This is a genomic window from Novosphingobium rhizosphaerae, assembly GCF_050920675.1.
Taxonomy (GTDB): domain Bacteria; phylum Pseudomonadota; class Alphaproteobacteria; order Sphingomonadales; family Sphingomonadaceae; genus Novosphingobium; species Novosphingobium rhizosphaerae.
This window is the reverse complement of sequence record NZ_CP137861.1, coordinates 427,574-453,246: the sequence shown is the minus strand read 5'-3', so window position 1 is coordinate 453,246 and position 25,673 is coordinate 427,574. Positions and strand designations below refer to the sequence as shown.

At 65.8% G+C, this 25,673-nt stretch carries 25 protein-coding genes; 8 read left to right on the top strand and 17 right to left on the bottom strand.

All coding sequences use genetic code 11. From position 1 onward, the window contains the following. The first annotated feature begins 14 nt into the window (after positions 1 to 14). The gene (locus R9J51_RS02170; RefSeq protein WP_179505744.1) at positions 15 to 440 is read left to right on the top strand and encodes a hypothetical protein; all 426 of its coding nucleotides are present in this window, start codon (positions 15 to 17) and stop codon (positions 438 to 440) included. Positions 441 to 443: 3 nt separating this feature from the next. On the opposite strand, the gene R9J51_RS02165 is transcribed toward R9J51_RS02170, so the two are convergent. Continuing rightward, entirely contained in the window at positions 444 to 1,754 is a 1,311-nt protein-coding gene (locus R9J51_RS02165; RefSeq protein WP_169476805.1) for a dicarboxylate/amino acid:cation symporter, read from the bottom strand. A 357-nt stretch (positions 1,755 to 2,111) separates the two neighbouring features. Between R9J51_RS02165 and R9J51_RS02160 the strand changes: the two genes are divergently transcribed. From R9J51_RS02160 to R9J51_RS02150, 3 genes are read left to right on the top strand one after another with little or no spacing between them, the layout of a single operon-like run. Beyond that, positions 2,112 to 3,353 (top strand): efflux RND transporter periplasmic adaptor subunit, encoded by a 1,242-nt coding sequence (locus R9J51_RS02160; RefSeq protein WP_179505743.1) that lies wholly within the window; start codon positions 2,112 to 2,114, stop codon positions 3,351 to 3,353. Then, positions 3,353 to 6,532: a CusA/CzcA family heavy metal efflux RND transporter gene (locus R9J51_RS02155; protein ID WP_179505742.1), complete on the top strand. Its 3,180-nt coding sequence runs from the start codon at positions 3,353 to 3,355 to the stop codon at positions 6,530 to 6,532. Before R9J51_RS02160 ends, R9J51_RS02155 begins: the two co-directional genes overlap by 1 nt. Then, a complete protein-coding gene (locus R9J51_RS02150; RefSeq protein ID WP_169476803.1) occupies positions 6,529 to 8,100 on the top strand; it encodes an efflux transporter outer membrane subunit in 1,572 nt (523 codons plus the stop codon). Before R9J51_RS02155 ends, R9J51_RS02150 begins: the two co-directional genes overlap by 4 nt. Before the next feature lie 117 nt (positions 8,101 to 8,217). Here R9J51_RS02150 and R9J51_RS02145 read toward each other — a convergent pair whose 3' ends face one another. After that, positions 8,218 to 9,012 (bottom strand): TorF family putative porin, encoded by a 795-nt coding sequence (locus R9J51_RS02145; protein ID WP_168556178.1) that lies wholly within the window; start codon positions 9,010 to 9,012, stop codon positions 8,218 to 8,220. 252 nt (positions 9,013 to 9,264) lie between these two features. On the opposite strand from R9J51_RS02145, the gene R9J51_RS02140 reads away from it, so the two are divergent. Both R9J51_RS02140 and R9J51_RS02135 read left to right on the top strand, forming a co-directional pair. Beyond that, complete coding sequence (locus R9J51_RS02140; RefSeq protein WP_179505741.1) at positions 9,265 to 10,080, top strand: metallophosphoesterase family protein; 816 nt, start codon at positions 9,265 to 9,267, stop codon at positions 10,078 to 10,080. Positions 10,081 to 10,503: 423 nt separating this feature from the next. Then, positions 10,504 to 13,116, top strand: a complete 2,613-nt coding sequence (locus R9J51_RS02135; protein WP_168556180.1) for a TonB-dependent receptor — start codon at positions 10,504 to 10,506, stop codon at positions 13,114 to 13,116. A 359-nt stretch (positions 13,117 to 13,475) separates the two neighbouring features. On the opposite strand, the gene mtgA is transcribed toward R9J51_RS02135, so the two are convergent. Further along, positions 13,476 to 14,189: a monofunctional biosynthetic peptidoglycan transglycosylase gene (gene mtgA / locus R9J51_RS02130; protein ID WP_168556181.1), complete on the bottom strand. Its 714-nt coding sequence runs from the start codon at positions 14,187 to 14,189 to the stop codon at positions 13,476 to 13,478. Between the two features lie 146 nt (positions 14,190 to 14,335). Here mtgA and R9J51_RS02125 point away from each other — a divergent pair, with 146 nt between their 5' ends. Together R9J51_RS02125 and R9J51_RS02120 are read left to right on the top strand one after the other, a co-directional pair. Further along, the gene (locus tag R9J51_RS02125) at positions 14,336 to 15,091 is read left to right on the top strand and encodes an SDR family oxidoreductase (RefSeq protein ID WP_179505740.1); all 756 of its coding nucleotides are present in this window, start codon (positions 14,336 to 14,338) and stop codon (positions 15,089 to 15,091) included. A 53-nt stretch (positions 15,092 to 15,144) separates the two neighbouring features. Continuing rightward, positions 15,145 to 15,573: a VOC family protein gene (locus tag R9J51_RS02120; RefSeq protein WP_179505739.1), complete on the top strand. Its 429-nt coding sequence runs from the start codon at positions 15,145 to 15,147 to the stop codon at positions 15,571 to 15,573. 2 nt (positions 15,574 to 15,575) lie between these two features. Here R9J51_RS02120 and R9J51_RS02115 read toward each other — a convergent pair whose 3' ends face one another. The 14 genes from R9J51_RS02115 to R9J51_RS02050 form a co-directional block, all read right to left on the bottom strand. Next, positions 15,576 to 16,094 carry a hypothetical protein gene (locus tag R9J51_RS02115; protein WP_179505738.1) on the bottom strand — a complete coding sequence of 173 codons (519 nt, stop codon included), beginning with the start codon at positions 16,092 to 16,094 and terminating at the stop codon, positions 15,576 to 15,578. Continuing rightward, positions 16,091 to 16,351 carry a Pam3-gp28 family putative phage holin gene (locus R9J51_RS02110; protein WP_179505737.1) on the bottom strand — a complete coding sequence of 87 codons (261 nt, stop codon included), beginning with the start codon at positions 16,349 to 16,351 and terminating at the stop codon, positions 16,091 to 16,093. The genes R9J51_RS02115 and R9J51_RS02110 overlap by 4 nt, the downstream gene beginning before the upstream one ends. Beyond that, positions 16,348 to 16,962 carry a glycoside hydrolase family 19 protein gene (locus tag R9J51_RS02105; protein ID WP_218843527.1) on the bottom strand — a complete coding sequence of 205 codons (615 nt, stop codon included), beginning with the start codon at positions 16,960 to 16,962 and terminating at the stop codon, positions 16,348 to 16,350. Before R9J51_RS02105 ends, R9J51_RS02110 begins: the two co-directional genes overlap by 4 nt. Before the next feature lie 16 nt (positions 16,963 to 16,978). Beyond that, positions 16,979 to 17,212, bottom strand: a complete 234-nt coding sequence (locus R9J51_RS02100; protein ID WP_168556186.1) for a hypothetical protein — start codon at positions 17,210 to 17,212, stop codon at positions 16,979 to 16,981. Continuing rightward, positions 17,209 to 17,652, bottom strand: coding sequence for a transglutaminase-like cysteine peptidase (locus R9J51_RS02095; RefSeq protein WP_169476797.1), 444 nt, complete (start codon positions 17,650 to 17,652; stop codon positions 17,209 to 17,211). The genes R9J51_RS02100 and R9J51_RS02095 overlap by 4 nt, the downstream gene beginning before the upstream one ends. A gap of 16 nt (positions 17,653 to 17,668) precedes the next feature. After that, entirely contained in the window at positions 17,669 to 19,792 is a 2,124-nt protein-coding gene (locus R9J51_RS02090; RefSeq protein ID WP_179505736.1) for a hypothetical protein, read from the bottom strand. Positions 19,793 to 19,885: 93 nt separating this feature from the next. Further along, entirely contained in the window at positions 19,886 to 20,383 is a 498-nt protein-coding gene (locus tag R9J51_RS02085; RefSeq protein ID WP_179505735.1) for a hypothetical protein, read from the bottom strand. Further along, the gene (locus tag R9J51_RS02080; RefSeq protein WP_169476795.1) at positions 20,383 to 20,886 is read right to left on the bottom strand and encodes a hypothetical protein; all 504 of its coding nucleotides are present in this window, start codon (positions 20,884 to 20,886) and stop codon (positions 20,383 to 20,385) included. The genes R9J51_RS02085 and R9J51_RS02080 overlap by 1 nt, the downstream gene beginning before the upstream one ends. After that, a complete protein-coding gene (locus R9J51_RS02075) occupies positions 20,883 to 22,691 on the bottom strand; it encodes a hypothetical protein (protein WP_179505734.1) in 1,809 nt (602 codons plus the stop codon). Before R9J51_RS02075 ends, R9J51_RS02080 begins: the two co-directional genes overlap by 4 nt. Next, positions 22,691 to 23,341 (bottom strand): hypothetical protein, encoded by a 651-nt coding sequence (locus tag R9J51_RS02070; RefSeq protein ID WP_179505733.1) that lies wholly within the window; start codon positions 23,339 to 23,341, stop codon positions 22,691 to 22,693. The genes R9J51_RS02075 and R9J51_RS02070 overlap by 1 nt, the downstream gene beginning before the upstream one ends. Then, positions 23,338 to 23,988: a hypothetical protein gene (locus tag R9J51_RS02065; RefSeq protein ID WP_179505732.1), complete on the bottom strand. Its 651-nt coding sequence runs from the start codon at positions 23,986 to 23,988 to the stop codon at positions 23,338 to 23,340. The genes R9J51_RS02070 and R9J51_RS02065 overlap by 4 nt, the downstream gene beginning before the upstream one ends. A gap of 64 nt (positions 23,989 to 24,052) precedes the next feature. After that, complete coding sequence (locus tag R9J51_RS02060; protein ID WP_168556194.1) at positions 24,053 to 24,220, bottom strand: hypothetical protein; 168 nt, start codon at positions 24,218 to 24,220, stop codon at positions 24,053 to 24,055. A gap of 13 nt (positions 24,221 to 24,233) precedes the next feature. Next, a complete protein-coding gene (locus R9J51_RS02055; RefSeq protein WP_179505731.1) occupies positions 24,234 to 25,139 on the bottom strand; it encodes a hypothetical protein in 906 nt (301 codons plus the stop codon). Positions 25,140 to 25,227: 88 nt separating this feature from the next. Next, the gene (locus tag R9J51_RS02050) at positions 25,228 to 25,671 is read right to left on the bottom strand and encodes a Bbp16 family capsid cement protein (RefSeq protein WP_169476790.1); all 444 of its coding nucleotides are present in this window, start codon (positions 25,669 to 25,671) and stop codon (positions 25,228 to 25,230) included. Between the last annotated feature and the right edge of the window lie 2 nt (positions 25,672 to 25,673).

Sequence of the window (25,673 nt, the reverse complement as noted above, 5' to 3'; positions counted from 1 at the left end):
ATGGAGAGGATGCCATGGTTCGTTCGATCGCTGCTGCCGCCTGCCTTGTTGCCGTTGCCGCCTGCACGCCCGCTGCGGGGCCGGGTGGCGGGCCCCGATCGGCCTATGCCGATGGCCATTCACCCAAGACTCCGGCCGCCACGCCAATCGGCCCGGCGCAGAGCTGCATCCCGCTGGGCCAGATCAGCGAAAGCCGCGTGCGTGACGATTGGACCATCGATTTTCGCGTGGGCACGCGGTGGTATCGCAACGTCCTGCCCCAGCGCTGCAGCGGGCTGGGGTTCCAGCAGACCTTCGGCTATGCCACCAGCCAGGCGCAGCTGTGCAGCGTGGACATCATCACCGTGTTGCAGACCGGCGCCGGCGGCGGCCCGCGCGGATCGTGCGGGCTGGGCCAATTCCAGCCGGTGACGCTCCAGCCGGTGACGCCGGCGAAATAGCCGTTATTGCCCCTCGTCGAGGTGCAGCCCGCGCCGCCCGTGCTCGGCCGTGTCGTGCGGCGGCACCGGAGCGGGGGCATCGGGATCGAGCGGCACTTGCAGCATGCCTTCCCAGCGGGTGATGACCGCCGTGGCCACAGCATTGCCGACCACGTTGGTGGCGGTGCGGCCCATGTCGAGGAACGTGTCGACGCCGAGCAGCAGGGCGATCCCTTCCACCGGCAGGCCGAACTGGGTGAGCGTGGCGGCAATCACCACCAGGCTGGCGCGCGGCACGCCGGCGATTCCCTTGGACGTGACCATCAGCGTGAGCAGCATGGCGATCTGCTGCTGCCAGGACAGCGGGATGTTGTACGCCTGCGCGATGAACATCGTGGCAAAGCTGGTGTACATCATCGAGCCATCGAGATTGAACGAATAGCCCAGCGGCAGGACGAAGCCCGAAATACGGCGCGGCACGCCGAAGCGGTCGAGCTGTTCGAACAGGCGCGGCAGCGCGCTTTCCGAACTGGCGGTGGAAAAGGCCAGCAGCACGGGTTCGCGGATATAGCGCGCCAGCAGAAGGATACGCCGCCCCAGGAAAATTCCGCCCAGCCCCAGCAGCAGGCCCCACAGCACCAGCAGCGCGAAATAGAATTCCGACACGAACACGCCATAAGTGACGATGATGCCCAGGCCCTTGGTGGCAACCACCGCCGCAAGCGCGCCGAACACGGCAAGCGGGGCGGCCTTCATCACATAGTCGGTCATCGTCAGCATGAGACTGGCCAAGGCCTCGCTCGCGCGGAGGAGCGGCGCACCCTTTTCGCCGATGGCCGATAGCGCGAGGCCGGCAAACAGCGAAAAGACCAGGATCTGCAGCACGTTGTTCTGCGCCATGGCATCGAGCAGGCTGGTCGGCACGATCTGCAGCACGAAGTGGTGCACGGTGAAATCGGCCGTGGCGAGATCGCCCACTTTGGCATTGGCCGCAAATTGCAGGCCCTTGCCCGGTTCGAACAGGTTGACCAGCAGGAGGCCAAGGCTGATCGAAATCAGGCTGGCGGTGATGAACCAGCCGAGCGCGCGCCCGCCGATGCGGCCAAGCGCAGTGCTATCACCCATCCCGGCAATGCCCGAAACCAGCGTGGCCAGGATCAACGGCGCGATGATCATCTTGATCAGGCGCAGGAACACATCGGGCAGCAACTTGAGCGTTTCTGCCGTGGTGGCCAGCGTGGCGCTGTCGGCGGGTAGCGTCTGGTTGAGCGCATAGCCCGTGGCGATGCCCAGGATCATGGCGATGAGAATGTAAAGCGTAAGGCGCCGGGCCAAGGGATGCTCCGCTCGTTTTGTTTCAGGTGTGACGGTCAGCCGCGAACCCTAGGCGGGAAACGGGGCAAATGCACCCCTTGGATTGGCCTAAGCCATGCCGGAGCCATGCAGGCGGGCCAAGGGCGGCACGCAACTTTGCGCAAGGGTGTGGTGAGGCGATGTTTGCCATGGTCGCGGCAGTACATTGGCCAGGCCCATCGCACCGGTCGGCTCTGCGCTGCATTACGGTAATTTAACGCGGCCGCTAGGGGCGCGGACAGGCGCGGTGGGCCAGAGGGGCAGCATCGGCCTGGCGTGCACCTGCAACGGTTCACAGACGGGCTGCCATCTTTTGGACCGAAGAGAAGACTGCGCGCCATGAATTTTGAACACGCTGTGCCGCAAATGTCCCGTGCCCGGCAGATCCGGGTGCTTGCCTTGTCCGTTGCCGCGGTGGCTTTGGTGGCGACCGGGGCGACTGCCGTTCGCGCCTGGTTGCACCAGCCCGAGCCGGTTGCCGCTGCCCTGCCTGCGGGGCAAGTGCAATTGACCGACAGCCAGGTGGCCAGCCTCAAGATCGAAACCGTGGGGGCCGACGATGGCTTTGCCCGCACCGGCGCCAGCGGCCAGATCACGGTGGATGAAACCCGCTCCACCCCGGTGTTCCTGCCCTATTCGGGCCAAGTGCAGCAGGTCTTCGTGCAGAACGGCGATCGCGTCCAGGCCGGCAGCGCGCTGCTTTCGGTGCACACCACCGACATTGCCGATGCGCGCAATGCCCTGGCCGCGGCCTTGGCGCAGCGCACCGCCGCCGCCGCCCAAGTGCGCGTGGCCACCGAAAACGCGCAGCGGGCCGAGGAAATCTATCGCACCGCCGGTGGCGCGCTGAAGGACCTGCAACAGGCGCGCAGCGACCTGGTGGCGGCGCAATCGCAGCAGGGCATTGCCGATGCCGCCGTCACCGCCGCGCGCGCCAAGCTGGGCGTGTTCGGCGCCGGGAATGGCGGGGGCAGTGATGCCGTGCTGCGCGCGCCGATCGGCGGCGTGGTGGTGACGCGCTCGATCAGCCAGGGGCAGTATGTGGCGGGCGGCGCCAGTGCCGCCGGCAGCAGCCAGCCGGCCTTCCTGATCGCCGATCTTTCGCGCGTGTGGCTGGTGGCGCAAGTGGCCGAAAGCGATGCCGCGCGGGTGCACCTGGGCGACAAGGTGGTGGTAACGGCCACGGCTTTCCCCGGCCGCACGTTTGACGCCACGATCAACAACATCGGTGCGCAGATCGATCCGGTGTCGCACCGCCTGGCCGTGCGCGCCACGATCTCCAATCCCGATGGCGCCTTGAAGCCGCAGATGTTTGCCAACTTCACCATCGAGACGCCCGAAAAGGACGTGAACCCGGCACCGGCGACGCCGCACCTGCTGAGCCTGCCGACCGAAGCGGTGATCCACGAAGGGGACAGCGCCCGCGTGTGGGTGTGGCTGGGCCGCGGCCGTGTCGTGGCGCGCGACGTGGTGACCGGCGAAAGCCACGATGGCCGCGTGACCATCGTTTCGGGCCTCAATCCGGGTGAAAAGGTGGTGACGCAGGGCGCCATCTTCGTGAACGAAGCGGGGCTCGACTGATGGTCAAGCTGGTACGCTATGCGCTGGGGCAGCGCCTGACCATCGTGGCTTTCTTCGTGTTGATGTTGGTGGCGGGCGGTATCGCCTTCTACAACCTCAACATCGAGGCCTATCCCGATCCGGTGCCGCCGATGGTGGAGATCGTGACGCAGTCTTCGGGCCTTTCGGCCGAGGAGATGGAGCGCAACATCACGATCCCGATCGAGGTGCAGATGTCGGGCCTGCCGCACATGACGGCAATCCGCGCGATCTCGCTGTTCGGCCTTTCGGACGTGAAGATCCAGTTCACCTACGATTTCAATTATGACCAGGCCCAGCAGCAGGTGATCAACCGCCTGGCCCAGCTGCCGCAATTGCCGGGCGGCGCTGTGCCGACGATTTCGCCGACGAGCCCGGTGGGCGAAATCTATCGCTATCGCATCGCTGCGCCCAAGGGCTATTCGGTCGAAGACCTCAAGACCTTGCAGGACTGGGTTCTGCAACGCCGCTTCCGCGCGATTCCGGGCGTGGTGGACGTGACCGGCTGGGGCGGCAAGCTGCGCACCTATGACGTGGTTGTCGATAACGACCGGCTTCAGGCCCACCACCTGACGGTGGCGCAAGTGATCGCCGCGCTGGGCAAGGCCAATGCCAACGTCGGCGGGCAGACCATCAACTTTGGCGCGCAGAGCGCGATCGTGCGCGGGATCGGCCTGATCCAGTCGGTCGATGCGCTGGAAGACACCCCGGTCGGCCGCGACGGCAATGCCCCGGTGCTGGTGCGCGACGTGGCCACGGTGAAGATCGGCAACATGCCGCGCAACGGCATCGCCGGGCTCAACAAGGACGATGACATCGTCCAGGGCATCGTGCTGATGCGCCGTGGGGCGCAGTCGATGCCCACGATCGAGGCGGTCAAGGCAGAGATCGAGAAGATCAACACCACTGGCGTGCTGCCCCCGGGCGTGCGCCTGGAACGTATCTACGACCGCTCCGACCTGATCGGCGTGACCACGCACACCGTGATGGAAAATCTGGTGGCGGGCGTGCTGCTGATCTTCCTCTTGCAATGGGCGTTCCTGGGCAACTTGCGCAGCGCCCTGATCGTGGCGGCGACCATTCCCTTTGCCTTGGCCTTTGCCGTGCTGATTCTGACGGTGCAGGGGGAAAGCGCCAACCTGCTATCCGTGGGCGCGCTCGATTTCGGGCTTGTGGTGGATGCCACCGTGATCATGGTGGAAAACATATTCAGGCACATGGCCGAGCGATCGCACCATGTGGAAACCCATGAAGGCGGGCGCTACAGCTTTGCCAGCCGCATCGGCGCGGTGCTGGCCGCCAGCAGCGAAGTGAGCCGGGGCATCTTCTTTGCCGCCGCGATCATCATCACCAGCTTCCTGCCGCTGTTCACGCTGACGGGCGTGGAAGGGCACATCTTTGGCCCGATGGCCAAGACTTATGCCTATGCCATCATCGGCGGCCTTGTCGCCACGTTCACCGTGGCGCCGGTGCTTTCGGCGATGATGCTGCCCGACAAGCTGGACGAGGCCGAAACCTGGCTGGTTTCGCGCATCCGTCGGGTCTACGAGCCGGCCGCAGCCTTTTGTTTCCGCAACCAGGTGCTGGCAATCGGCGCGGGCGCACTGATGGTGATCGGCGCGTTCGTGGGCGTGCGTTCGCTGGGGGTGGAATTCCTGCCCCAGCTTGAAGAAGGCAACATGTATATCCGCGCCTCGCTGCCCGCGGCGATCTCGCTCGATGCGGGCGAGCCGGTGGCGCGCGCGATCCGGCGCGACATCATGCAGTATCCCGAAGTGACCGCGGTGCTTTCCGCCCATGGCCGCCCGGACGATGGCACCGATGCCACCGGCTTCTTCAACGTGGAATACTTCGTGCCCTTGAAGCCCTTCGACCAATGGCCGAGCGGGATGAACAAGGAAAAGCTGGTGGCCGATCTCTCGGCCAAGCTCAAGGCGCGCTATCCGGGGGTGGACTTCTCGTTCTCGCAGATCATCGAGGACAACGTGGAGGAAGCCGCATCGGGCGTGAAGGGCGCCAACTCGGTCAAGCTGTTCGGGCCTGACCTCGCCACGCTGGAGCGCATTGCCGGCCAGATTCGCGACCAGATGGCGCAAGTGCGCGGCATCACCGACCTGGGCATCTTCCAGTCGCTGGGCCAGCCGACCGTGCGGATCGACGTCGATCGCGAAAAGGCCGCGCGCTATGGCCTGAGCGTGGACGACGTGAACCAGACGGTGCAGGCCGCGATCGGCGGTACCTCGCCGGGCGATCTTTATGAACCGCACACCGACCGCCACTTCCCGATCATGGTGCGCCTCCAGGCCGACCAGCGCGACAGCCTTGAAGCGGTCAAGCGGATCACCGTGGGGGCGACGGCGCCCGACGGCACGGCGATTTCGGTGCCGCTGTCGGAACTGGCGGACATCCGCCTGACCACCGGGGCAAGCTTCATCTATCGCGAGCACCAGGAGCGCTACATTCCCATCAAGTTCTCGGTGCGCGATCGCGACCTGGGCAGCGCGGTGGAAGAGGCGCAGGCGCGGATTGCCAAGAACGTGCCGCTGCCGCCAGGCTATAGCCTGGAATGGGCGGGCGAGATGAGCAACCTCAAGAACGCCGTGGCGCGACTGGAAATCGTGGTGCCGATCAGCCTCTTGCTGATGCTGGGCCTGCTCTACGCCAACTTCCGCTCGCTGCGCGATACGCTGCTGGCCTTCTCGGTGATCCCGATGGCGGTGGTCGGCGGGGTGTTGGGCCTGATGCTGACGGGCACGGCCTTTTCGATCTCGGCGGCGATCGGCTTTGTCGCGCTGTTCGGGATTGCGGTGATGGACGGCATCCTGCTGGTGACCAGCTTCAACCAGGCGATGGATGAAGGCATGGAGCGGCTGGCCGCACTGCGCCACGCCACCACCAACTCGCTGCGCCCCGTGCTGATGACCTGCCTGGTGGCGGCCATCGGGCTTGCCCCGGCCGCCGTTGCCACCGGCATCGGCAGCCAGGTGCAAAAGCCGCTGGCCCTGGTGGTGGTGGGCGGCATGACGCTGGCCCCGGTGCTGATCCTCTTGGTGCTGCCGCTGCTGATCAACCGCTTTTCGAGCCGCGTGGCCGGGCCGCGCAAGCGCGCCGGCGCCGATCAAGCCCTGCCCGAAACGACTCAAGATGGAGAACCGGCATGATCGCCCAAACCCTGCGTGGCTCGCGCTTGGGCCCGGTGCTGGGGACGGCCCTGGCTACCCTGGCTGCCGCCCAGATCGTGGCGGTGCCGCTTGCCAGTGCCAAGGCACCGCCTGCGACGGCCAGCGTGGACGTGCCGCTGCCGCCAACGCCAACCGGCTACGCCCCGGCCAAAGTGCTGGACCAGCCGATGCAACAGGGCAATGCCGGCGCCCAGCAAGTGCATGCCGGCATGGCCGTTTCGGCCCAGTGGTGGGAAGCCTTTGGCAGCCCGGCGCTCAACGCACTCGTGGCGCGGGCGCTGGCCGCCAATACCGATCTTGCTGCGGCCCGCGCCCGCATGGCCCAGGCGCAGGCCCTGGCTGGGGCGGCGCGCGGTGGCTTGCTGCCGCAGGTCGACGCCGGGCTGACCAGCGAACGGCAGCGCCTTTCGGCAACGCTATCCACCCCGCTGGCTGATCCCAACCCGCAGGTCTTTTCGCTGCATACCGCCCAGGTGAGCGTGAGCTATGCCCCCGATCTGTTCGGCGGCGGGGCGGCACGGCTGCGCTCTGCCCGTGCGGCCGCCGCGCAGGCCCAGGCGCAGGCCGATGGCGTGCGCAACATGGTGGCGGCCAACGTGGTGCTGGAAGTGATTCGCCACGCCGCGCTGACGGCCGAGATCGAGGCCACGCGCGAGGCGATCGACAGCAACCAGCAAGTGCTTGGGCTGTTGCGGCAACGCGAGAAAGTGGGCGCCGCCGGCCGGGCAGACGTGACCGCGCAGGCCGCAGCCGTGGCCGCGGTCGAAGGCGCGTTGCCCCCGCTCAAGCAACAGCACGCGGCGAACCTGGCGGCGCTGTCTGTTTTGCTGGGCGAGGCGCCGGGCGCGCCACTGGAAACCGCACCGGGCGTCAAATCCGCGCCATTGCCGACGCTGGACGAACTGGCCGTTCCCGCCGACGTGCCGCTGGTGCTGCCTGCCGACCTGCTGGTGGTGCGTCCTGATGTGGCGGCGTCCGCGGCCGCGCTGGAAGGCGCCGCGGCCGATGTGAAAGTGGCCATGGCCGCGCGGCTGCCGCAGATCAACCTGTCGGCCACGGCCGGCGGCACGGCCGAGGATTTCGGCCGGATGTTCGTGGATGGCAATCCGTTCTGGCAATTGCTGGGCGGGATCACGGCGCCGATCTTCCACGGCGGCACGCTCAAGCGGCAGGAACAGGCGGCACGCGACGCGCTCGATGCGGCCAAGGCGGGATACAAGGGCACGGCCCTTCAGGCCTTTGCCGATGTCAGCAATGCTTTGTCGGCCCTGGCCAACGATACCGCCGCCCTCGATGTGGCGCAGCGCGGGGACGATGCCGCCGCCAGCAGCCTGATCATGGTCAAGCGCCAGCTGGAACTGGGCGCGGTGGGCACTTTGCAGGTGCTCAACGCCAGCGCCACGGCGCAAACCGCGCGTGCGCAGTTCGTGGCGGCGCGGGCGGCGCGCCTGGCCGACACGGTGGGCCTGTTCACCGCGCTGGGTGGCGGCGTGCGCCAGTTGCCCACCGGCCCGGCCGGCCCGGCACCCGTGGCATCCGGTCACTGATCGGCCCACCGGGCAGCGCCGCCCCGCAAAACGGCGCTGCCCTGAATGGCAAAAGCCCGCACCGGCGAACCGGTGCGGGCTTTCCCCTGTTGCCCTTGGGCGAACGTCGTTAGGCGATCAGAACGTCGCCATCAGCGAGACCACGCCCACCGTCTTGGCGGCGCGGTACATCTGGAACGGTTCGACGCCAGCAAAGGGATTGGCGGCCGAATCGTTGCGGCTGACGTTGGTGCCGACCACCGAGAAATCCAGCGTCAGGTTCTTCCACGTGGTGCTGACGCCGGCGGTGTAGTCGAGATACTGCTTGGTATAGTCGAACGCGCCGCCGGTGTGGCCCAGGTGGGTGTGGATCGTGAACGGCGTGTTGGGAATGGCACCCGACAGTTCGCCATAAATATAGGCGTTGGTGTGGGTGGTGTAGACGTCCAGGTTCTTCTGCTTGGGCGCGAAGTTGATGCCGGCCTTGGCGTTGACCGGACCGACCGCCTTGGACAGCGAGCCATAGACTTCATAATAGTTGAGGCCCGGCGCGCCCGGATAGAGGTAGCCGTAGAGACCCACGTCGAATGTCACGCCGGTGGTGGCGATGGCGTGGGTAAAACCGCCGTAGACGTCGATTTCGGTGCCGCCAATGTTCACGGCCGGGCTGGCCGAGGCGCTCGAACCCCAGGTCGAGACATAGAAGCCCGAGCTGTGCGAAAGAGTGAGCGCGCCCTGGACGGCGGGCAGGTTGTTCGACTGAGAAATGCCGCGGAACCGGTACTGGCTGATTACGCCTGCCGAACCGGTCACCTTGAAATCGCTTGGGGGCGCGGTCTCGTCGGCCATCGCGGGCACAGCATAGCCAGCAGCGACGACAAGGCTGAGCGCCGTGGCAGCCTTGGCCACGCGCGACTTGATGGACGTACGCATGAAATACCTCTTTGTTTTGTCTTTGACGCGTCGCCCCGCCTGCACAAATCGCCCCGGCCTCTTTCTTGCGCGGGCTGGTTGACGACTTGCGCTTGTCTGGATGCCGGGGCCTGCTGCGTTGCACAAGACCAATCCGTGGGCCGTGGCATTCTCGTTCTGGAATGTGTCTTTTGTGCATCATAGTGTTTCTGACGCTTGTCTCTGCCCGCGCGAGGGCCATATATGTCCCGCGAAGTTCGTCACGGCCGGTGCATGCTCAAGTTGCTCAAGTCGCTAATTTCGGGTCCGCGGGCAGAACCGCCGGCCCCACCAACCCTGGTTCCGCCGGGTCAGCGCATCTATGCGGTGGGCGATATCCACGGCCGGCTTGATCTGTTCGAGCAGATGATTGCGCTGATCGAGGCGGACGACGCCACCCGCAATGCCCGAGCCGCGCTGCAAACCCCGATTGCAACCACTGTGATCCTGCTGGGCGATCTTATCGATCGCGGTCCCGACAGTGCTGGTGTGATCGCCACGGCGCGCGCCTGGGCGGAGCGCCGGAACGTGCGCATTCTGGCGGGCAATCACGAAGAAATGTTCCTGGGCGCATTCGAGCGCGAAGAAACCCTACGCCATTTCCTGCGCCACGGCGGCCGCGAGACGCTGTTGAGCTATCCCATCGACCCGGACGATTATGCCCGGATGACGCTGGACGAATTGCGCGCTGCGATGCCGCAATTCGTGCCGGCGGCAGATCTGGCATTCCTGCGCGGCCTGGAAGACCAGATTCGCATCGGCGACTATGTCTTCGTGCATGCCGGCATCCGCCCCGGCGTGCCGCTCGATGAGCAGGTGCCCAGCGACATGCGGTGGATTCGTGGCGAATTCATCGCGGATCGAACGGCACGCGATTTTGCCGTCGTCCACGGCCACACCATCGTGGACGAGCCGGAACTATCGCCCTGGCGGGTGGGCATCGATACCGGCGCTTATGCTTCCGGGCGATTGACCGCCATCGGCCTTGAAGCTGCCGAGCGCTGGCTGCTGGTGACGCAGGACGAATCGGCAGCTCCGCCAGCGGGCTGAGCCGGCGCGCGGCGCCTTGACGGACCGCCCTTCGCAGCCAACCGCAATGATTGCGCCTGTTGTGTTGCAAAACATTGCAAACAACCGCAAATCCGGGCGCACGTTTCGCAAGCGCGCAAAATCTTTGCTGTTGTTGCGAAGGCGCCACAGGCCGCACGATCGTTACGCAGGGATGCTTTCATCTGAAATGATCGGTAAGCGATTCATCGCTTGTCAGAAGCATTTGGTCGTGGCGTTCAACATCAAGTAAGAAATGCAGAAATTTTGTCATTTTCGTGTCACACGAAACCGGTCAGGGAAGGCTGCCGGTGCGCGGAAGCCTTGTGCCGGCCCCCTGCCAGCGTCGGGTCGCCTGGCGGCAGCGGGGGACGGATCATCTCGTGTCGCCGCAGTGCGGCGACCTGACACGCAACGGGGACACCAATGCATCGCTCGCACCTTACCGCCGGCTCGCTGCTGGCGCTGGGCATGGCTCTGGCCAGCACGCCCGCCCTGGCCCAATCCACCGGCTCGGTCGATTTCGAACAGCAGACCATCGTGGTCAGCGGCCGCACCACCAAGTCGGTGAACGGCGTTCAATTGCCCGACACGCCCAAGGCCAAGCAGGTTCTTGACCAGACCATCATTGCGCACCAGGCGCCGGGCCAGTCGATCAACGACATCATCAACCTGGTCCCGGGTGTGAGCTTCCAGAACAACGACCCGTTCGGTTCGTCGGGCGGCGTGCTGTATATCCGTGGCTTTGACAACACCCGCATCTCGCAGACGTTCGACGGTATCCCGCTGAACGACACCGGCGGCTATTCGATCTATTCGAACCAGCAGCTCGATCCCGAAGTCATCGACCAGGTCAACGTCAACCTGGGCACCACCGACGTCGACTCGCCCACGGCGGCCGCTTCGGGTTCGACGGTCAACTATCGTTCGCGCAATCCCACCGAGGATTTCCACGCGCGCATGATCGGTTCGGCCGGTGAATACGGCTACATGCGCATTTTCGGCGAAATCGACACCGGCAACCTCACCGCAGGCGGTCTGCGCGCCTATGCTACCGCGTCGAATTCGCGCAACGACACGATCTATGGCGGCATCGGCAAGATCCAGAAGCAGCAGTACAACGCCAAGCTGTACCAGCCGCTGGGCAGCAATGGCGACTTCATCTCGATCGCCGGCCACTACAACCGCAACCGCAACAACGCATTCGGCTCGGTGCCGATGTGGATCGAAAACACCGGCACCCGCGTGGTCGGCACCGGTTCGGGCAACCGTTATCCGGTTTCGGGCGACGATCGCTTTTACCAGACCGCCCGCTGCACGATTGCGGCGCCGGTGGCCGGTGCGGCTGACGCGGCCAGCGCCTGCGGTTCGGACTACGACTATCGCATCAACCCGTCCGACACCGCGAACATCCGCATTTCCTCGCGCTTCACTCTGGCCGATGGCCTGGTGCTGACGGTCGATCCGTCGATCCAGTGGACCAGCGCCAATGGCGGTACGCTGGGTTATGTGGCCAGCGAAAAGACCACCACCATCAACGGTGTGAGCGGTCTGACCGGCTATGACGGCACCAACTACTACTTCGGCAAGGATCTCAACGGCGACGGCGACAAGCTGGACACCGTTCGCCTGATTGCGCCGAGCCAGACCAAGACCATCCGCCTCGGCCTGATCGCCTCGCTGCGCTATGACATCAACCCCGACAACACGATCCGCCTGGCCTATTCGTACGACCGCGGCCGTCATCGCCAGACCGCGGAATTCGGCACGTACAACAGCAACGGCACGGCCGGGACCTACTTCCCTGTCAGCGATCCGATCACCGATGTGAACGGAAACGTGATGCAGCGCCGCAACCGCCTGTCCTACGCCATCCTGCACCAGGTTTCGGGTGAATACCGCGGCAAGTTCGGTGGCCTCACCGTCAATGCCGGCGTGCGCGTGCCGTTCTTCAAGCGCAACCTCAACCAGTATTGCTTTACCAGCCGTACCGGTGGCTATGCCTGCTTCGGCAGCGATGCGGCCAATGCAGCCTTTGCGGCGGCCAACCCCTATGTGGTCAGCACCACGACCGGGCTGCCCACCAGCGGCTATGCCGCGCCGCAGCAGCGCATCTTCACCTACAGCAAGGCCCTGCCGAGCGTGGGCGCGACCTTTGCGGTGAATTCGAATGTCGGCATCTTTGCCAACTATTCGAAGGGGCTGCAGGTGCCGGGCACCGACAACCTCTACAACTCGTTCTACTTCCCGATGGGCAATGACGCCGCCAAGCCCAACCCGGAAACGACCGACAACTTCGATCTGGGTGTGCGCTATCGTTCGGGCAAGGTCATGGCCCAGGTTTCGGCCTGGTACACGATCTACCAGAACCGCCTGGCTTCCTCGTTCGATCGTGACCTGAACACCACGATCTATCGGAACCTTGGCCGCGTGGACAAGTACGGCATCGACGGCTCGATCTCGTATTCGCCGGTGCGCGACCTGGCGATCTACCTCTATGGTTCGTACCTGCACTCCAAGATCCGCGACAACGTGGAAGCGGGCGACTGCTCGTCGCAGAACGTGCTCCTCAACATGTACGGCTGCACCGCGGCGACCGGTACCGCTTACTACCAGACCGCCGGCAAGCGTGAATCGGGCGCGCCGGTCTATACCTTCGGTGGCCGCGTCGATGGATCGGTTGGTCCGGTGTCGCTGGGCGTGCAGGCCAAGCGCACCGGTCCGCGTTACGTGAACGACCAGAACCTGCCGTTCTATGTCAACGTGGGTGGCACCACGCCGCGCCAGGAAATCTTCCCCGCCAAGGCCCCGGCCTATACCCAGGTTGACCTGGATGCGAAGCTGAGCCTCGACAAGGTCAGCCCGATCTTCAACAACCGCACGTTCCTGCAGCTGAACGTGATCAACGTGTTCGACGAAACCTATGTGGGTGGCTTCAGTGGCACGCTGAACAGCCAGTCCACCTCGACCTCGCCGATCAGCTATGCGCAGATCAGCCCGCCGCGCACGATCATGGGTTCGATCAGCTTCGGCTTCTGATCCCAGCGGCAAGATCGCAACCGAACGGCCCGCCGCCACCTTCAAGGGTGGCGGCGGGTTTTTTCATGGGGGCAGTGCGCTGTGCGCCGGGACGCGCCGATCGTGCGACCAGCCGTGCTGCGCTGCACTATCCATCGGGCGTGTTGTTGCGCCATGTTGCTGCAAGCTGCGCATATGCGGGAACGATACGGGAAATCGTTCATTGTGCGCTGCAGCATAGTAGATGCGGTTTATTGCGTGATCATGCGGCAAGAAGGGGGCAAGCCCTGCCTGCCACGATGCGTTATCCGGCGGCTCGGCTTACACGCTGGAGGGGGCTGCTTCCCGCAAAACGGGAAGCGGCCCTTTCGCGTGGGACGTTATTGGTAGACGCAGGTATCGTACTGCCCGCGCACCACGGCCGAACGCGCGGCAATCGCATTGCCATGGCGGCGCACGAAGCCACTGGCGCCGGTGACCTCGCGCACTTTGGGTTGGGGAAAGGCGGCGGCAATGCGGGCCGCCTCGATCCGTGACAGATGCAGCGCGCCCTTGTTGTAATAACGCTGCGCGCCGGCCTCGACCCCGTACGTGCCGATTCCGGTTTCGGCGACGTTGAGATAGACTTCCATGATCCGCCGCTTGCCCCAGATCTGCTCGATCAGCACGGTAAACCAGGCTTCCAGGCCCTTGCGGAAATAGCCGCCGCCCTGCCACAGGAACACGTTCTTGGCGGTCTGCTGGCTGATGGTGGAGCCGCCTCGGATACGGCCCCCCTGCTGGTTTCGCTCGAACGCCTGGAGCATTGCGGCCTGATCGAAGCCATGGTGGCTGCAAAAGCGCGAATCCTCGCCTGCTATCGCCGCATCCACCATGCTGCGGTCGATCCGCGTCAGCGGCGTCCAGTCCTTGGTGATGCCATTTCCGTCCATCACCATCGTGGCGGTGATCGGCACGGGCACCCATTTGTAGACCAGCACCCACAGCACACTGCCAACCAGGAACACGATGATGGCCCGGCCCAGCCACCAGCCCAGCCGCCAGGCCAGCGAGCGTTCCTGGGTGGGGCGGGACGGCATCAGTTGCTTGAACATGGGATGCTTTATGCCGCGCTGCGGGATGGCAATCAATCCGCACGCAGCCGATCCACAGATCTGCGCGCATGATCTTTTTCGCATGGCGTTGCGCAGCCGCGTTGCAACCCCCACGTTGCGGCCACCAGTCAAAGGAACCATGGCCCATGAAAACCAGCGGCAACACCATTCTCGTCACCGGCGGTGGCAGCGGCATCGGGCGCGCGCTGGCGCAAGCCTGGCACCCGGCGGGCAACACCGTGATCGTCACCGGTCGCACCCTGGCCAGCCTGGAAGAAACCGTGGCCGGGCGCGAAGGTCTTTATGCCATGGCGCTGGACGTGACCGATGCCGAAGCCATCGCGGGCTTTGCAGCCGACGTCGTTACCCGCTTTCCCGCGCTCAACGTGCTGGTCAACAATGCCGGCATCATGCGCTTTGAAGACCTGAGCGGGTCGCGTGACCTGGCCGACGCGCAAGCGACGGTGGTGACCAACCTGCTTGGCCCGATCCGCATGGTCGATGCACTGGTCGACCATCTGGCCGCACAGGCCGATGCGGCGATCGTCAATGTCACTTCGGGCCTCGCCTTCGTGCCGTTGGCCGCGGCGCCCACTTACAGCGCCAGCAAGGCGGCGATGCATTCCTACAGCCAATCGCTGCGCGCGCAGTTGGGGGGCCGGGTGGAAGTCATCGAATTGGCCCCGCCCGCGGTGCAGACCGGATTGACGCCGGGGCAGGAAACCCGCGAAGGCTACTTGCCGCTCGATACTTATATCGCCCAGGTGATGGCGCTGTTCGACCAAGTGCCGACCCCGGCAGAAATCTGCGTGCCGAATACGCTGGCTTTCCGCAATGCCGAGCGGGACGGGCATTTCGACCATCTTTTCGCCCAGCTCAATGGCCAGGCCGACCGGCCGTGACGGCCCTGGCCTGACTGCAACCGACATATCGTTTTGAACGGAGCTGCCAGACAATGACCGAGTTTCTGCACACCATGATCCGCGTAACCGATCCGGACGCGACGGTTGCCTTTTTCAAGCTGCTGGGCGTTGAGGAAACGCGCCGCTTTTCCAGCGAACAAGGCCGCTTCACCCTGATCTACCTGGCCGCGCCCGGGCAGGACTATGAAGTGGAACTGACCTATAACTGGCCGGCCGAAGACGGCAGCGCCGAAACCTATACCGGTGGGCGCAATTTCGGCCACCTGGCGTTCCGCGTGGACGATATCTACGCCACGTGCCAGACGCTGCTTGATGCGGGCGTCACGATCAATCGGCCGCCGCGCGATGGCCACATGGCCTTCGTGAAGACGCCCGACGGCATCTCGATCGAACTGCTGCAGAATGGCCGTCTCGATCCAGCCGAACCCTGGGCCAGCATGCCCAACACTGGCAACTGGTAACCTCAGCGCTCGGCCTCTTCCGATGGTGTGACGGCGGTGTCCAGGCCAAGGGCCCAAGTGCGCAAGGCCAGGGCATAGGCCGTCACTTCGCTACAGGCCTGCACGTCCTGGTCGGATACCACGACACCAGCGGCGGGCACTGGCGTGCGAATGCTGGCAGCGTGATCCGTGGCGGGGGCAGGGGACGGGCCGGCAGCACGCGCACTGTTTGCGGGCTGCACGCGATGAGTGGCGCCATAGCGCAAAGCAGCAGCGCGGGCCGTTTCCAGTTCGTGATCATGGCGGGTTTCCTCGTTCTGCGCCAACTGCCGCAAGCGACGTTGTTGTTGGGCAAGGGCGGCGCGGGCGGTGGTTTCGGCCCGGGCCTGGGCGGCACGGAAGCTGGCTTGCTGTTGCAACAGGGCCTCGGCCCTTGCGTGAGCCAGCACTGCGTAGTGCCGGCACGCCAGCGCCAGGATCAGCGCCGCGATCCAGGGCAGGGCATGACGCGCCAGGCGCGCCAGCCAAGGGGCGGGGATCACCGCACCACCGCCACGGCATTGGGCACGATGGCCGCCAGCCGCGCCAGGGCCCGGCTGCGCTGCAGGCTGTGGCGCTGCCCCTGGATGATGGGCAGGGCAATCGCCACCAGGGCCAGCAGCAACGTGGCGCTGTCATCGGCCAGCCAGCCGCGCCCGACGGCGAAGGCAACAAGCGGCGGCAGCGCCTGGCGCACCAGGCTGACCAGCTGATAGGGCACCGGCGAGGCATCGATCTGGAGCGGGGCGGATTCGGTCACAGCAGCAATCCTTTTGCACGGGCGACCAGCCGGCGGCGGCTGTCGAGGCCGTTGGTGCCGCCGTTGATGCGGTGGGTGATGGCATCGTCCTGGCCGGCATCGGCCAGGGCGGAGAGATGGCGCGCCGCCCAAAAGGCGATGGCGGTCCGCACGGCGCCTTCCGCCGTGGCGGCAAGGCCGGGCTCGGTTTCCAAGGGCAGCAGCAGCGCCTGGCCCATCGCGCGATAGACGGCGCGCCCGGTGATCTGGAACAAGCCGCGCCCGCGATAGGCAAAGCCATCACCCGGCTTCACGTTGCCCAGATCGGTGCGACCGTCATATCCGGCCTGGGCCGGGGTGGGGCCCCAGATTTCGACCAGGTTGCGAAAGCCGCCACTTTCGTGCGCGGCCTGGCCCAGGAAATGGGCGAGGCGGGCAGGCGTCTCCAACAGGCCGGCTGCTGGCATGTGAATCGCGGCTGCCGCCGCCAGTGGGCGCAGCGCGGCCATGGGGCGCCCTGCCACCGCAGCCATCAGCGCGGCCATGGTGCGGGTACCCATCTGGCCGTCCGCCGTGCCAATGTCGTGGCCAGCCGCCAGCAGCCGCTTTTGCAGCCTGGTGATGTCGATCATGGTTGTGGCTTTCGATTCAGCGCGAAAAGGTGCTCACCGCCCAGGCGATGAAGGCAGACAGCCCGCCGGCCAGCGCGGTCAGCGCGGCAAAGGCGCCGCGCCTGGCACTTTCGCGCGCTTCGATCTTGGCCAGGCGAGCATCGATTCTTTCCAGCGCGGTGGCCATCCGATCAAGGCTGTCCTCCATGGCGTCGAGCCTTCCCTCCATGCGTCCCATATCGCGGTGCAGGTCCTCGTGGCTCGTGGTCATGCGGCCGATGCCGTGCACAGCAGCCCCCAGCTGTCGTCCTCGGGGCATTCCCGGAACTGCAGGTTGGCGACGGACGACCACGCCTTGGGCGCGGCGCTCGTGCTGTCGAGCAGCAGCGTATAAGGCGCCTGCGGGGCCGAGATGTCCGCTGTCAGAACGGGGTGTGTGGTGCCGTCGGGCAGCGTCGCAAGCGCGATCAGCAACCCGGCCGGCCCATGCCCGGCCGCGATCAGGCGACGGCGCTTTTCCGCCACGGCCTGGCCGGTCCAATCGATCCGGCTGGGCGGCAGCAATTCGGCATAGGCCACGGTCCGATCGTCAGCCATCAGGCTGCGACCCAGGTAGAAGTGGGTGGTATCGTTGGTGAACGCAGGGTCGGCGTTGACGGCTGCATTGATGGCGGCAAGGTCGGCAAGAAGGGCCGGCGTTTCGATCAGCATGGCAGGCTCCCTTGGATCAGGCGTCGGCAACGCTGGCGGTCCAGCGCAGGTACTTGGACGCGCCCGGATCGGTAAAATTGATGCGGAACGTGGTGGCGCCGGCTGCGCTGATCCAGAAATTCGGCGCCCATCCCGATGACGTGGGAATGACGTTGAAATCGGTGGGCGTCAGCGAGAGGCCATGCGAAATATCCAGATAGGTCTGCCCGGCCGCAACCGCGGCAGTGCCGCGCGCCTCAAGCCGCACGCCGGGCAGCGAACCGCCGCCGGTCTGCTTGTGGGTGATGCGGTGCTGGCTGATGGACTGCGCCGCCAGAGTGCCGATCGCCGAATAGCGGTTGTATCCGTTGAACAGGCACTTGATGCCGTCCACCAGCGTGTCGCACTGCAGGAAATAGTTCGCGTCGAGCGTGGCCACGGCCTTGGTCGTGCCCGAGCCATGCAGCACGACGGTGGCCGAAAGCACGGCGTTGCCGGAAAAGTCGATCGCGCTGGTATCGGTCGCGCCCGAGAGGCCGCGCTGCATGTCGATCGGATAATTGACGTATTCGAAGAAATTGTCGCGGATCGAGCAGGCATGGAACGCGCGTGAATCCCCGGTGGTATCCGCGCCCAGCAAGCGAAGGCCACCGGTCATCGTGGTGGCAGCGGTGCTGCCGCTCATGAACTTGCCGATGTGGTTGCCGCGCAGTTCGAATTCAAAGATCGAATAGGTCGAGCCGGCTTCGGAATCCACCACGATGTTCGCGGGGGTGAAGCCGTTGGTGGGCGGAACCTTGCCGTTGTACAGCAAGTTGCGCGTGATGTGGTAATGATCCTCGTTCTGCGTGCGCGTGGCCGGCTGGCGCAACCACAGGCAGACGCCATTCACGTTGATCTGGTTGCGATCGATATACAACCACTGGACCCAGTTGGTCTTGATGCCGATCGTGACGGCGGACCCATTGTTGTTGAACGGGCCGATATTGCACTTTTCGATCAGCGTGCTGTCCGCATAGTCGACCAGCACGCATTCGCCCGCGTGGTTGTCTGCCGGTTGGATGGAGAGGCCCGCGAGCGAACAATCGCTGACCTTGGTTCCGGTCTTGGTCACCTTGCCAGCGGCGTCCACGGTGGGAATGGCCTGGCCAAGGACGATGCGCGCGCCATTGCTGCCGCGCAGGCGGCACTGGCCGCCACCCAATGCCTCGATGCGCGAGGAACTCATCGTGATCAGCAGGTCAGACGTGAACGTGAACGTGCCCACCGGCACTTGCAGCGTGCGCCCGCGCACGGCGTTGAGCCACGAAATGGCGGCCTGCAGCGCGGCTGTATCGTCCACCCCGTCGCCCTTGGCGCCGAACCACATGAGATCGGCGGTACCCGTGCGGGTTGCCGCACGCACCCATGCGCCGCTGGCGCCGGTCCGGTCGGTGCTGGGCGGGATATAGAACGCCTGCGCCGTATCGGCCGTAACCGCGCTCGCCAGGTTATCCGTGGAGAAATAGAAATACCCCTGCCGCCCGGTTTCCAGCAGATAGGCCATGACCGCGCGATTGGTGCGCGTGGCCAGCGCGCTGCGCGTGGCGCATGGCACGATCACGTCGTTCAGCGTGCCACCGCCGGGAATGCCCACGAGCGTGGCGCCTTTGTTGGCATCGGTGCTGGCCATGTCGGAGCGCAGCAACGCATCGCCGTTGACCGCGTCGGCCAGCACGGCGGTGCCGTCGATCGGCGAAAAGGCAAAGAACTTGCCCTTGCGCTTAGCCGCGGAAGGCAGCGTGCCGGCGTTTTCGCCCAAGGGAATGCGCATGCAGCGCTTGAGGTCGCGCGACAGCGCCTGGTCGCGCAGCGCAGCGCGGTCGTTGGCCAGGTTCACTGGCGCTGCCAGCCACGCCGATCCGTTCTCGAAGGCCGTGGTCTGGGTGAAATCGGGATCGAGCCACACCACCAGTTTGCCCGGGCCAGGGGCTGCGGCGAAGGTCACGGTGCCGCCGCCGCCTTCGTACAGCTCCACGGTGTAGCCGGCGGTGATCGGCTGGTCATCCAGCAGCACGGCCACGTCGGCGGTGCTCTGCGCTGTAAACGTGAAGGGAAATGAAAGCGTTACGCCATTGGCGCTGAACGGCCCATCATAGGCGTTGGTGGTGGAAACGGCCATGGAAAGGTGTCCCTGCAAGGCGCGCGGGGGCGGGCCGCCCAAGCGGGCGGGGCAACGCGCAAACGAAAAGGAAAGGTGGAAGGGCTGCCCTGGTCAGCCGATACGGGCGCGCATCGCGCCATATTGGCGCGCGCCCGAAAGCACCGACTGGCTCATGTCAACCAGGCCGCTCAGCAATGCGGTCTGGCGTTGGGCTGAAGCGGCGCTGGCGCGGCCCATGGCAAAGGCCGCCCCGGCATCGGCCTGGCGCACGGCGCGCGTGCCCTGCGCGGCCAGGTCGGTCACCCGCGCGTCGCCAACCAGGCGGGTGCTGTCCACCGCATCGGCTGCGGTACCGAAATCCACGCCCACGCCGCCGGCTGCGGCAGCCACGCGCTGGCGCCCTTCCTCGGCTGCCATCTGGCGATACTGATCCTGGATCGCGCGGGTGGTTTCATCCTGGGCATCGCGGGCTGCGCTGCGTTCCAGTTCGGCCTGGCGCAGCGCGGCCTGGCGCTGATACTGCGCCTGGTGCATGGCGCTGACGGTGCTGATGCCTTGGCCGGCCACGGCAAGGCCAGCGGCAATGATCGGAAGAGCGGGGCCACACATCAGGCATTCTCCTGTTGCAGGGTGGAAAGGGCGGGGCGGCGGCGGGCAAATCGGCGAAAGGCCAGGTCGCCCACCAGCATGGTGTCTTCGTCCACGGTAAAACCCCATCGTTCGAGCAGGCGGATCGCCCGGGTGTTGCCGGCAGACACTAGGTTGGCCAGCACCGCGCTTGAATCGTGCATTGCTGCCAGGATCGGGGGGCCCAGGCGCAGCAAGGTGCGGCCGTGTCGCCAGACCTCGTCCGTGCCCAGGAACCAGGGCACGCCGCGGCCGGCGAGCGCCGATTCGACCACCACGCCGAACATCGCGTGCGGCTGGCCAGCCACCATCGCGGTCCAGCAATGGGTCGATGCGATCAGGCCATGGCGCAGGGCGGCCTTGGGTTCTCGGCCCATGGCGCGGCATTCGGCCTTGTCGATGGCGCGCATGTGTCGCGCCAGGAAACCCACATGGCGGGCATGGGCCGGCACGATTTCCACGTGGGTCTGGTTGGGCAGGATCATCCGCCCAGCACCGGATCGATCGCCACGCCCAGCAGGGTGAACGGCAAGGGCGCGGTCTGTCGCATCCAGATGGCGCAATCGTCGCGCGCCCGGTTGTCCAGGTTGACCAGGTATTCGCCATTCATCAGCGCATCGGGCGCGTTCCATGCCTCGTCCTTGCGCGATTTGACCGGGAACAGGTGATCGGCGTCGATCCCGGCTTCGATCTGGCGTGTGTCGGCCAGGGTCAGCACGGCCTGGCTTGCCTGGCAGATCCGGCCCACACTGCTACCCGTCGTGGTGGACAGGCGCAGCGGCAATGTTTCCACATCCACCTGATACGGGATACCGAAGGTGACTTGCGTGGCGCCGCCCATGCCGGCTGGCAGGGTGATCGTGCCGTTCGTGACGGTCAGCCCCGAAATGGCCACGCCATCGACCAGCCCGGCAATATCGATGCGCCCTTCAAGGTGCCACAATCCGGTAAAGCTGGTGCGTGGTTCATCGAACCGGCCTTTGACTGCGCAATCGAGATAGCAGGCATCCGCGATGTCCGACCATGCATGGCGCGCCATGCGCTCCACGAAGCGGCGGGTCGTTCCGGCGATGTCGCGCTCCACCACCAGATAGACGCGATCCTCGCCCTCTTCGGAGATGCAGCACACCGACAGGACCTTCCCGTCGGTTTCGCACAGGGTCCAGCCCCACACGTTCTGTTCCTGCTCCCAAGTGAAGCAGACGAGCATGCCATCCTCGCGCACGGCCCAGATCACGCTGCGCGGCTCCTGGGCATAGCACCAGGAAACGATGCTCATTCCGTCGAAGAAATGCGGCGAGAAGATCGAGACGTCGTTGGATTTCAGCCCGTCGATGGTGAAATCATAGCCGATCGTGCGCACCGTGCGGCCAACGCTTGGCTGGTAGAACACCACATTGTCGATCACCAGCGGCGAGATCCGCGACGATCCACGCCCGATCTGGCGCCGCGTGGCCGGTGCGCGCGTGGCATCGAGCACGCCACCCGATCCATCGCCATCGATGTGAAACACGCTGTCCGATGTCAGCGCCAGCAGGCTGGTGGTGGTGACCAGCTGGTTCACCGAATTGACGCGGCCGGCCACGATGGTGAACGCCATGGAGTCATCGGCGCGCAATGGCCGCGAACGATCCATGTTCTCCAGTTGGCCACTGCGCGTGGTCCAGATGCCGTGCGGCACGTTGCGCGTGCGGGCCCACACCGCGCGCTGTTCGAACAGCGTGACGGTGGAGGGATAGTCATTCGGCCCGGAAAACGGGTTGGCCGCCTGGGGCGGGGCGCGATCCAGCGCCGGCGCGATATTGTCGTCGCGAAAGTTCGTGGTCTCGGTCGTGCCGATATGGCCGAAGAACTGCGAGTTATCCGCCTTGTAGACGTTGTACCGCGTGGCCCCGGGCGCCGCTGTCCAGGTTATCGTGTTGAAATTGCGTTTGAGCGTCAGGTCGTTGGTGGCGGTCGATGCCGTGCTGGCGCGACTTTCCATGCCGGTGTCGTCGTTCACCGCCGTCACGCAATAGCTTGCCGGCTGCGGGAAATAGGCCGCGTTGCCATTGCTGCTGTCGGTGTTCGCCACTGTTGGCCAGGCATAGCAGCCTGCGGGCGCATCCACCGTGGGCGCAAAGGCGACAGTGCGAAACGACCAGTCGGTATGGCCCGCACGCACCAGCTTGGCGGGCGCGTGGTCGATATGCGCCAGATACATGGTATCGGCGGTCTGCTCAAAATCGAGCTCGGCCAGTTCCACCCCGTTGTAGGGCGAACCCACCTTGTAGATGCGTGCTCCGCCCATCAGAACCAGGCCTTTCCGCCAAATTGCCCCGAACCGCCGAAATAGATCGCCGGGCGCGTGGGGGCGGGGGTTACGGGGGGCACCACCGGCGCGGCGGGGGCCACAGGCGGTGCGCTGCGGGTCGTCCCGCCACTGCAGCCTGCAAAGGTGGCCACCCCGCTGGTATCGGCATCGATGCGAAAATGGCTGTCGTCGATCACGGCCGCCACGGTCCAGGCGCGGCCGTTGAGCAGGCTGCCCATCTCGCCTGCGCATCCGGCAATGTAGAACCGGTCGCCCACGGCAAAGCCATGATAGGCCACTTCCACCACGGCCTGCGCGGCATTGCTGATCGCGGTGATCGCCAGTTCCTCTTCCAGGATGCGCCCGCCGCCGGCGCAGGGGCTCATATAGCCTTGGCCCATTTCCAGCGCATATGTCTGGCTGAGCGAGAACTGGAACGGCACCAGTCGCACGGGCTGCGTGGGATCAAGCACTTCGGCCACCATCTCGGTGCCCGGTCGCTTGGTCACGCCGCCGTACTTGAGCACGATGACGTTGCGCGCCTTGCGCAGGGCGGTGCCCCAAGCGTCGACGTCGAACCGGCCGTACAGCTGCGGACCCAGCTCGCCACGGCAGAAATTGGCTTGCGCCGTGCGCCCGCCGATCATGCCGCGTCTCCTGGAAAGGCAAGGCCGGCGCGGGCCAGTTCCGCTTCGCTGACATACCGCGCCGGGCGCTCGCCACTCTTGTTCGCCTCGTCGGCGATCGCGCGCATCCGCGCGATTTCAGCGGCGCGTGCCAGCGTCTGCGCGGCGGTTGCGTCCTTCTTCACCGGCAGGGCCAGGCGCGCGGCCAGTTCCAGCTCGAATGCGCGCGCCACCAGCGGCGGCAGATCCGGGGCGGTCACGTTGTTGCGCACGAACACCAGCGTGGCGTTGGCCACGTTGGCGTAGATGCGCCCACCCTCGTAGAGGAACGCCAGCGGCGCCGCGTCCTGGAGCGGAAAGGGAAACGGGCCGCCGCTCGGCAGCGTGGTGGCGTCGTCCTCCACCGCGCGCACGGCGATCGGCTGTGCCAGGTTCGTGGGGGCGGCATAGGCGTGCAGCCATTCGGCTGGGCGGTCGTTGCCCACCTCGGCCAGCACCACGCGCGTGCGCGCCCAGGGCCAGGGCGCCCATTCCGCCAGTTCGGCCAGCAGAGGCTTGGCAAAGCGCGTCGCTTCGCGGGCCTCGATGCTGCCTTCGGCAAAATCGGCGATCTGCCCAGCGGCAATCTGCGCCAAGGCGCGGTTACAGATGTCGATCAGTTGGGCCATGGGCTTGTCCTTGCTGCCAGGCGAAAGGGTGCCCCTTCCTGGCGGGAGGAAGGGGAAGGGGTGGCTATTCGCTCACCACCTGCCAGTCGGGCGTGCCGACATAGCTGAAGGCCTTGGTGCCAAAGTGCGCCTGTGCCAGCGCGCGGGTGAAGCCGTCCTCGCCCGGCTTCAAGTCCAGCCCGTCGTCGAACAGCTCGCCCAAGGTGTCGTCGTCGCGGCGCCAGATCGCCATGGAATCTGCTCCTTCAGGCGTAGTGGATGTTAAGGCACAGGATATCGCCCGCCGCGATGGCAGTGGTGTCGCTGTCCACCGCCGCACCAGTCAGGGCAAAGCCCAGGCCGGTGCTGAAATAGAGCGGCGTGTCGAACGCGATCTCGAACGGGCTGGATGGCGGCAGGCAATAGGTCGCCACCGGGGTGTCGGTGCCCACGGTCGGTGCGCTGGCCTTGTTGTAGAGCTTGAGGTAGCGGGCCGATGCACTCGCATTGTGCCCGCGCACGCGAAACAGGTCGGCCATGCTGGTCTTCACGCTGGTGGCGTTCGTGGTGGCCGCGGCAGAAAGCAGGCGCGTCGTGCTCGACGGCTTCTTGGCGCGGTCCCACGTGGCCCCGTTGAACACGCCTGGCCGCGCATAGACGTTCACGCCGTTCACGCTGCCGCCGGCATCAGTGCCCACGCCCGTCACCACGCTGGCGACGTTGCCAGATGACCCGATCGAAGTGATCACTTCGCCGCGCGAGGAAAGCTGCAGGTTCCCACGCTGGCCGTCGGTCAGGGTTGGCTGGGTGGCATTGTAGACGCCGCCGATCTTCACCGGATTGCCACTGTCGCTGGCGCCGGCAGGCACGTTGCCCAGGCTGGCCACATTGCCCGAAACACCGCCCGAATAGCCCACCGTCACGGCCAGGGCCGTGCCTCCGGGAGAGCGAACCCACACGTTGGCGGCATTGCCGACGATCGTGCCCTGGCGATAGACAGTCACTCCGGCCAGGTCGCTGACGGGCGCGGTCGCGCCGCCAAAGCATACTTTCACCGGCTGCTGGCCGATGTTCTGCAACAGCACGTCGGCATTCGCCGCAGCGGTAAGGGTGGCGGCAATATCCTGCCAGGTGCCGTTCGCGGCAAAGCTGCTCTGGGTGGCGGCTGCCATCTGCGTCTCCTTGGAAAGCGGAAGGGGAAGGGGCAAGGTGCCGGGCGCGCCTCGGTTCGCCCGCGGCGGGGCGCGCCCGGCAGGGCCTTTACTGGCCGCCCACGCCCAGGTTGGTCTGGCGGCTGGCCACCACCGCGGCGGTGATCTTGCCGGCGGTGGCATTGCTGCCGCCCACGGTGTAGTAAAGCCGCAGGTAGCGGGCGTTGACACCTTCCTCGATGCTGCCGGGCACCTTGAACTGGTATCCGGCTGCCAGGCTGGCCAGCGGAACCACCGCGCCGCTGGAAACGGTCGTCCACGTGGCATTGTCGGGCGAAACCTGCACGCTCACCTGCAGATTGGTCAGCCCGGCAAAGGTCTGCGAAACGGTCACGGCCAGATCCACTTCTTGGCCACGGCCCAGATCGCGCACCAGGGCGGCACTGGCACCATACGGGGTGCCGGTGGTGCCCAAGTCGATGACATTGGCCGAAGCGGCCGAGGCGGTCACCGCCTGGGCATCGCTCAGCAACAGCGAATTGTCGAAAATCATGC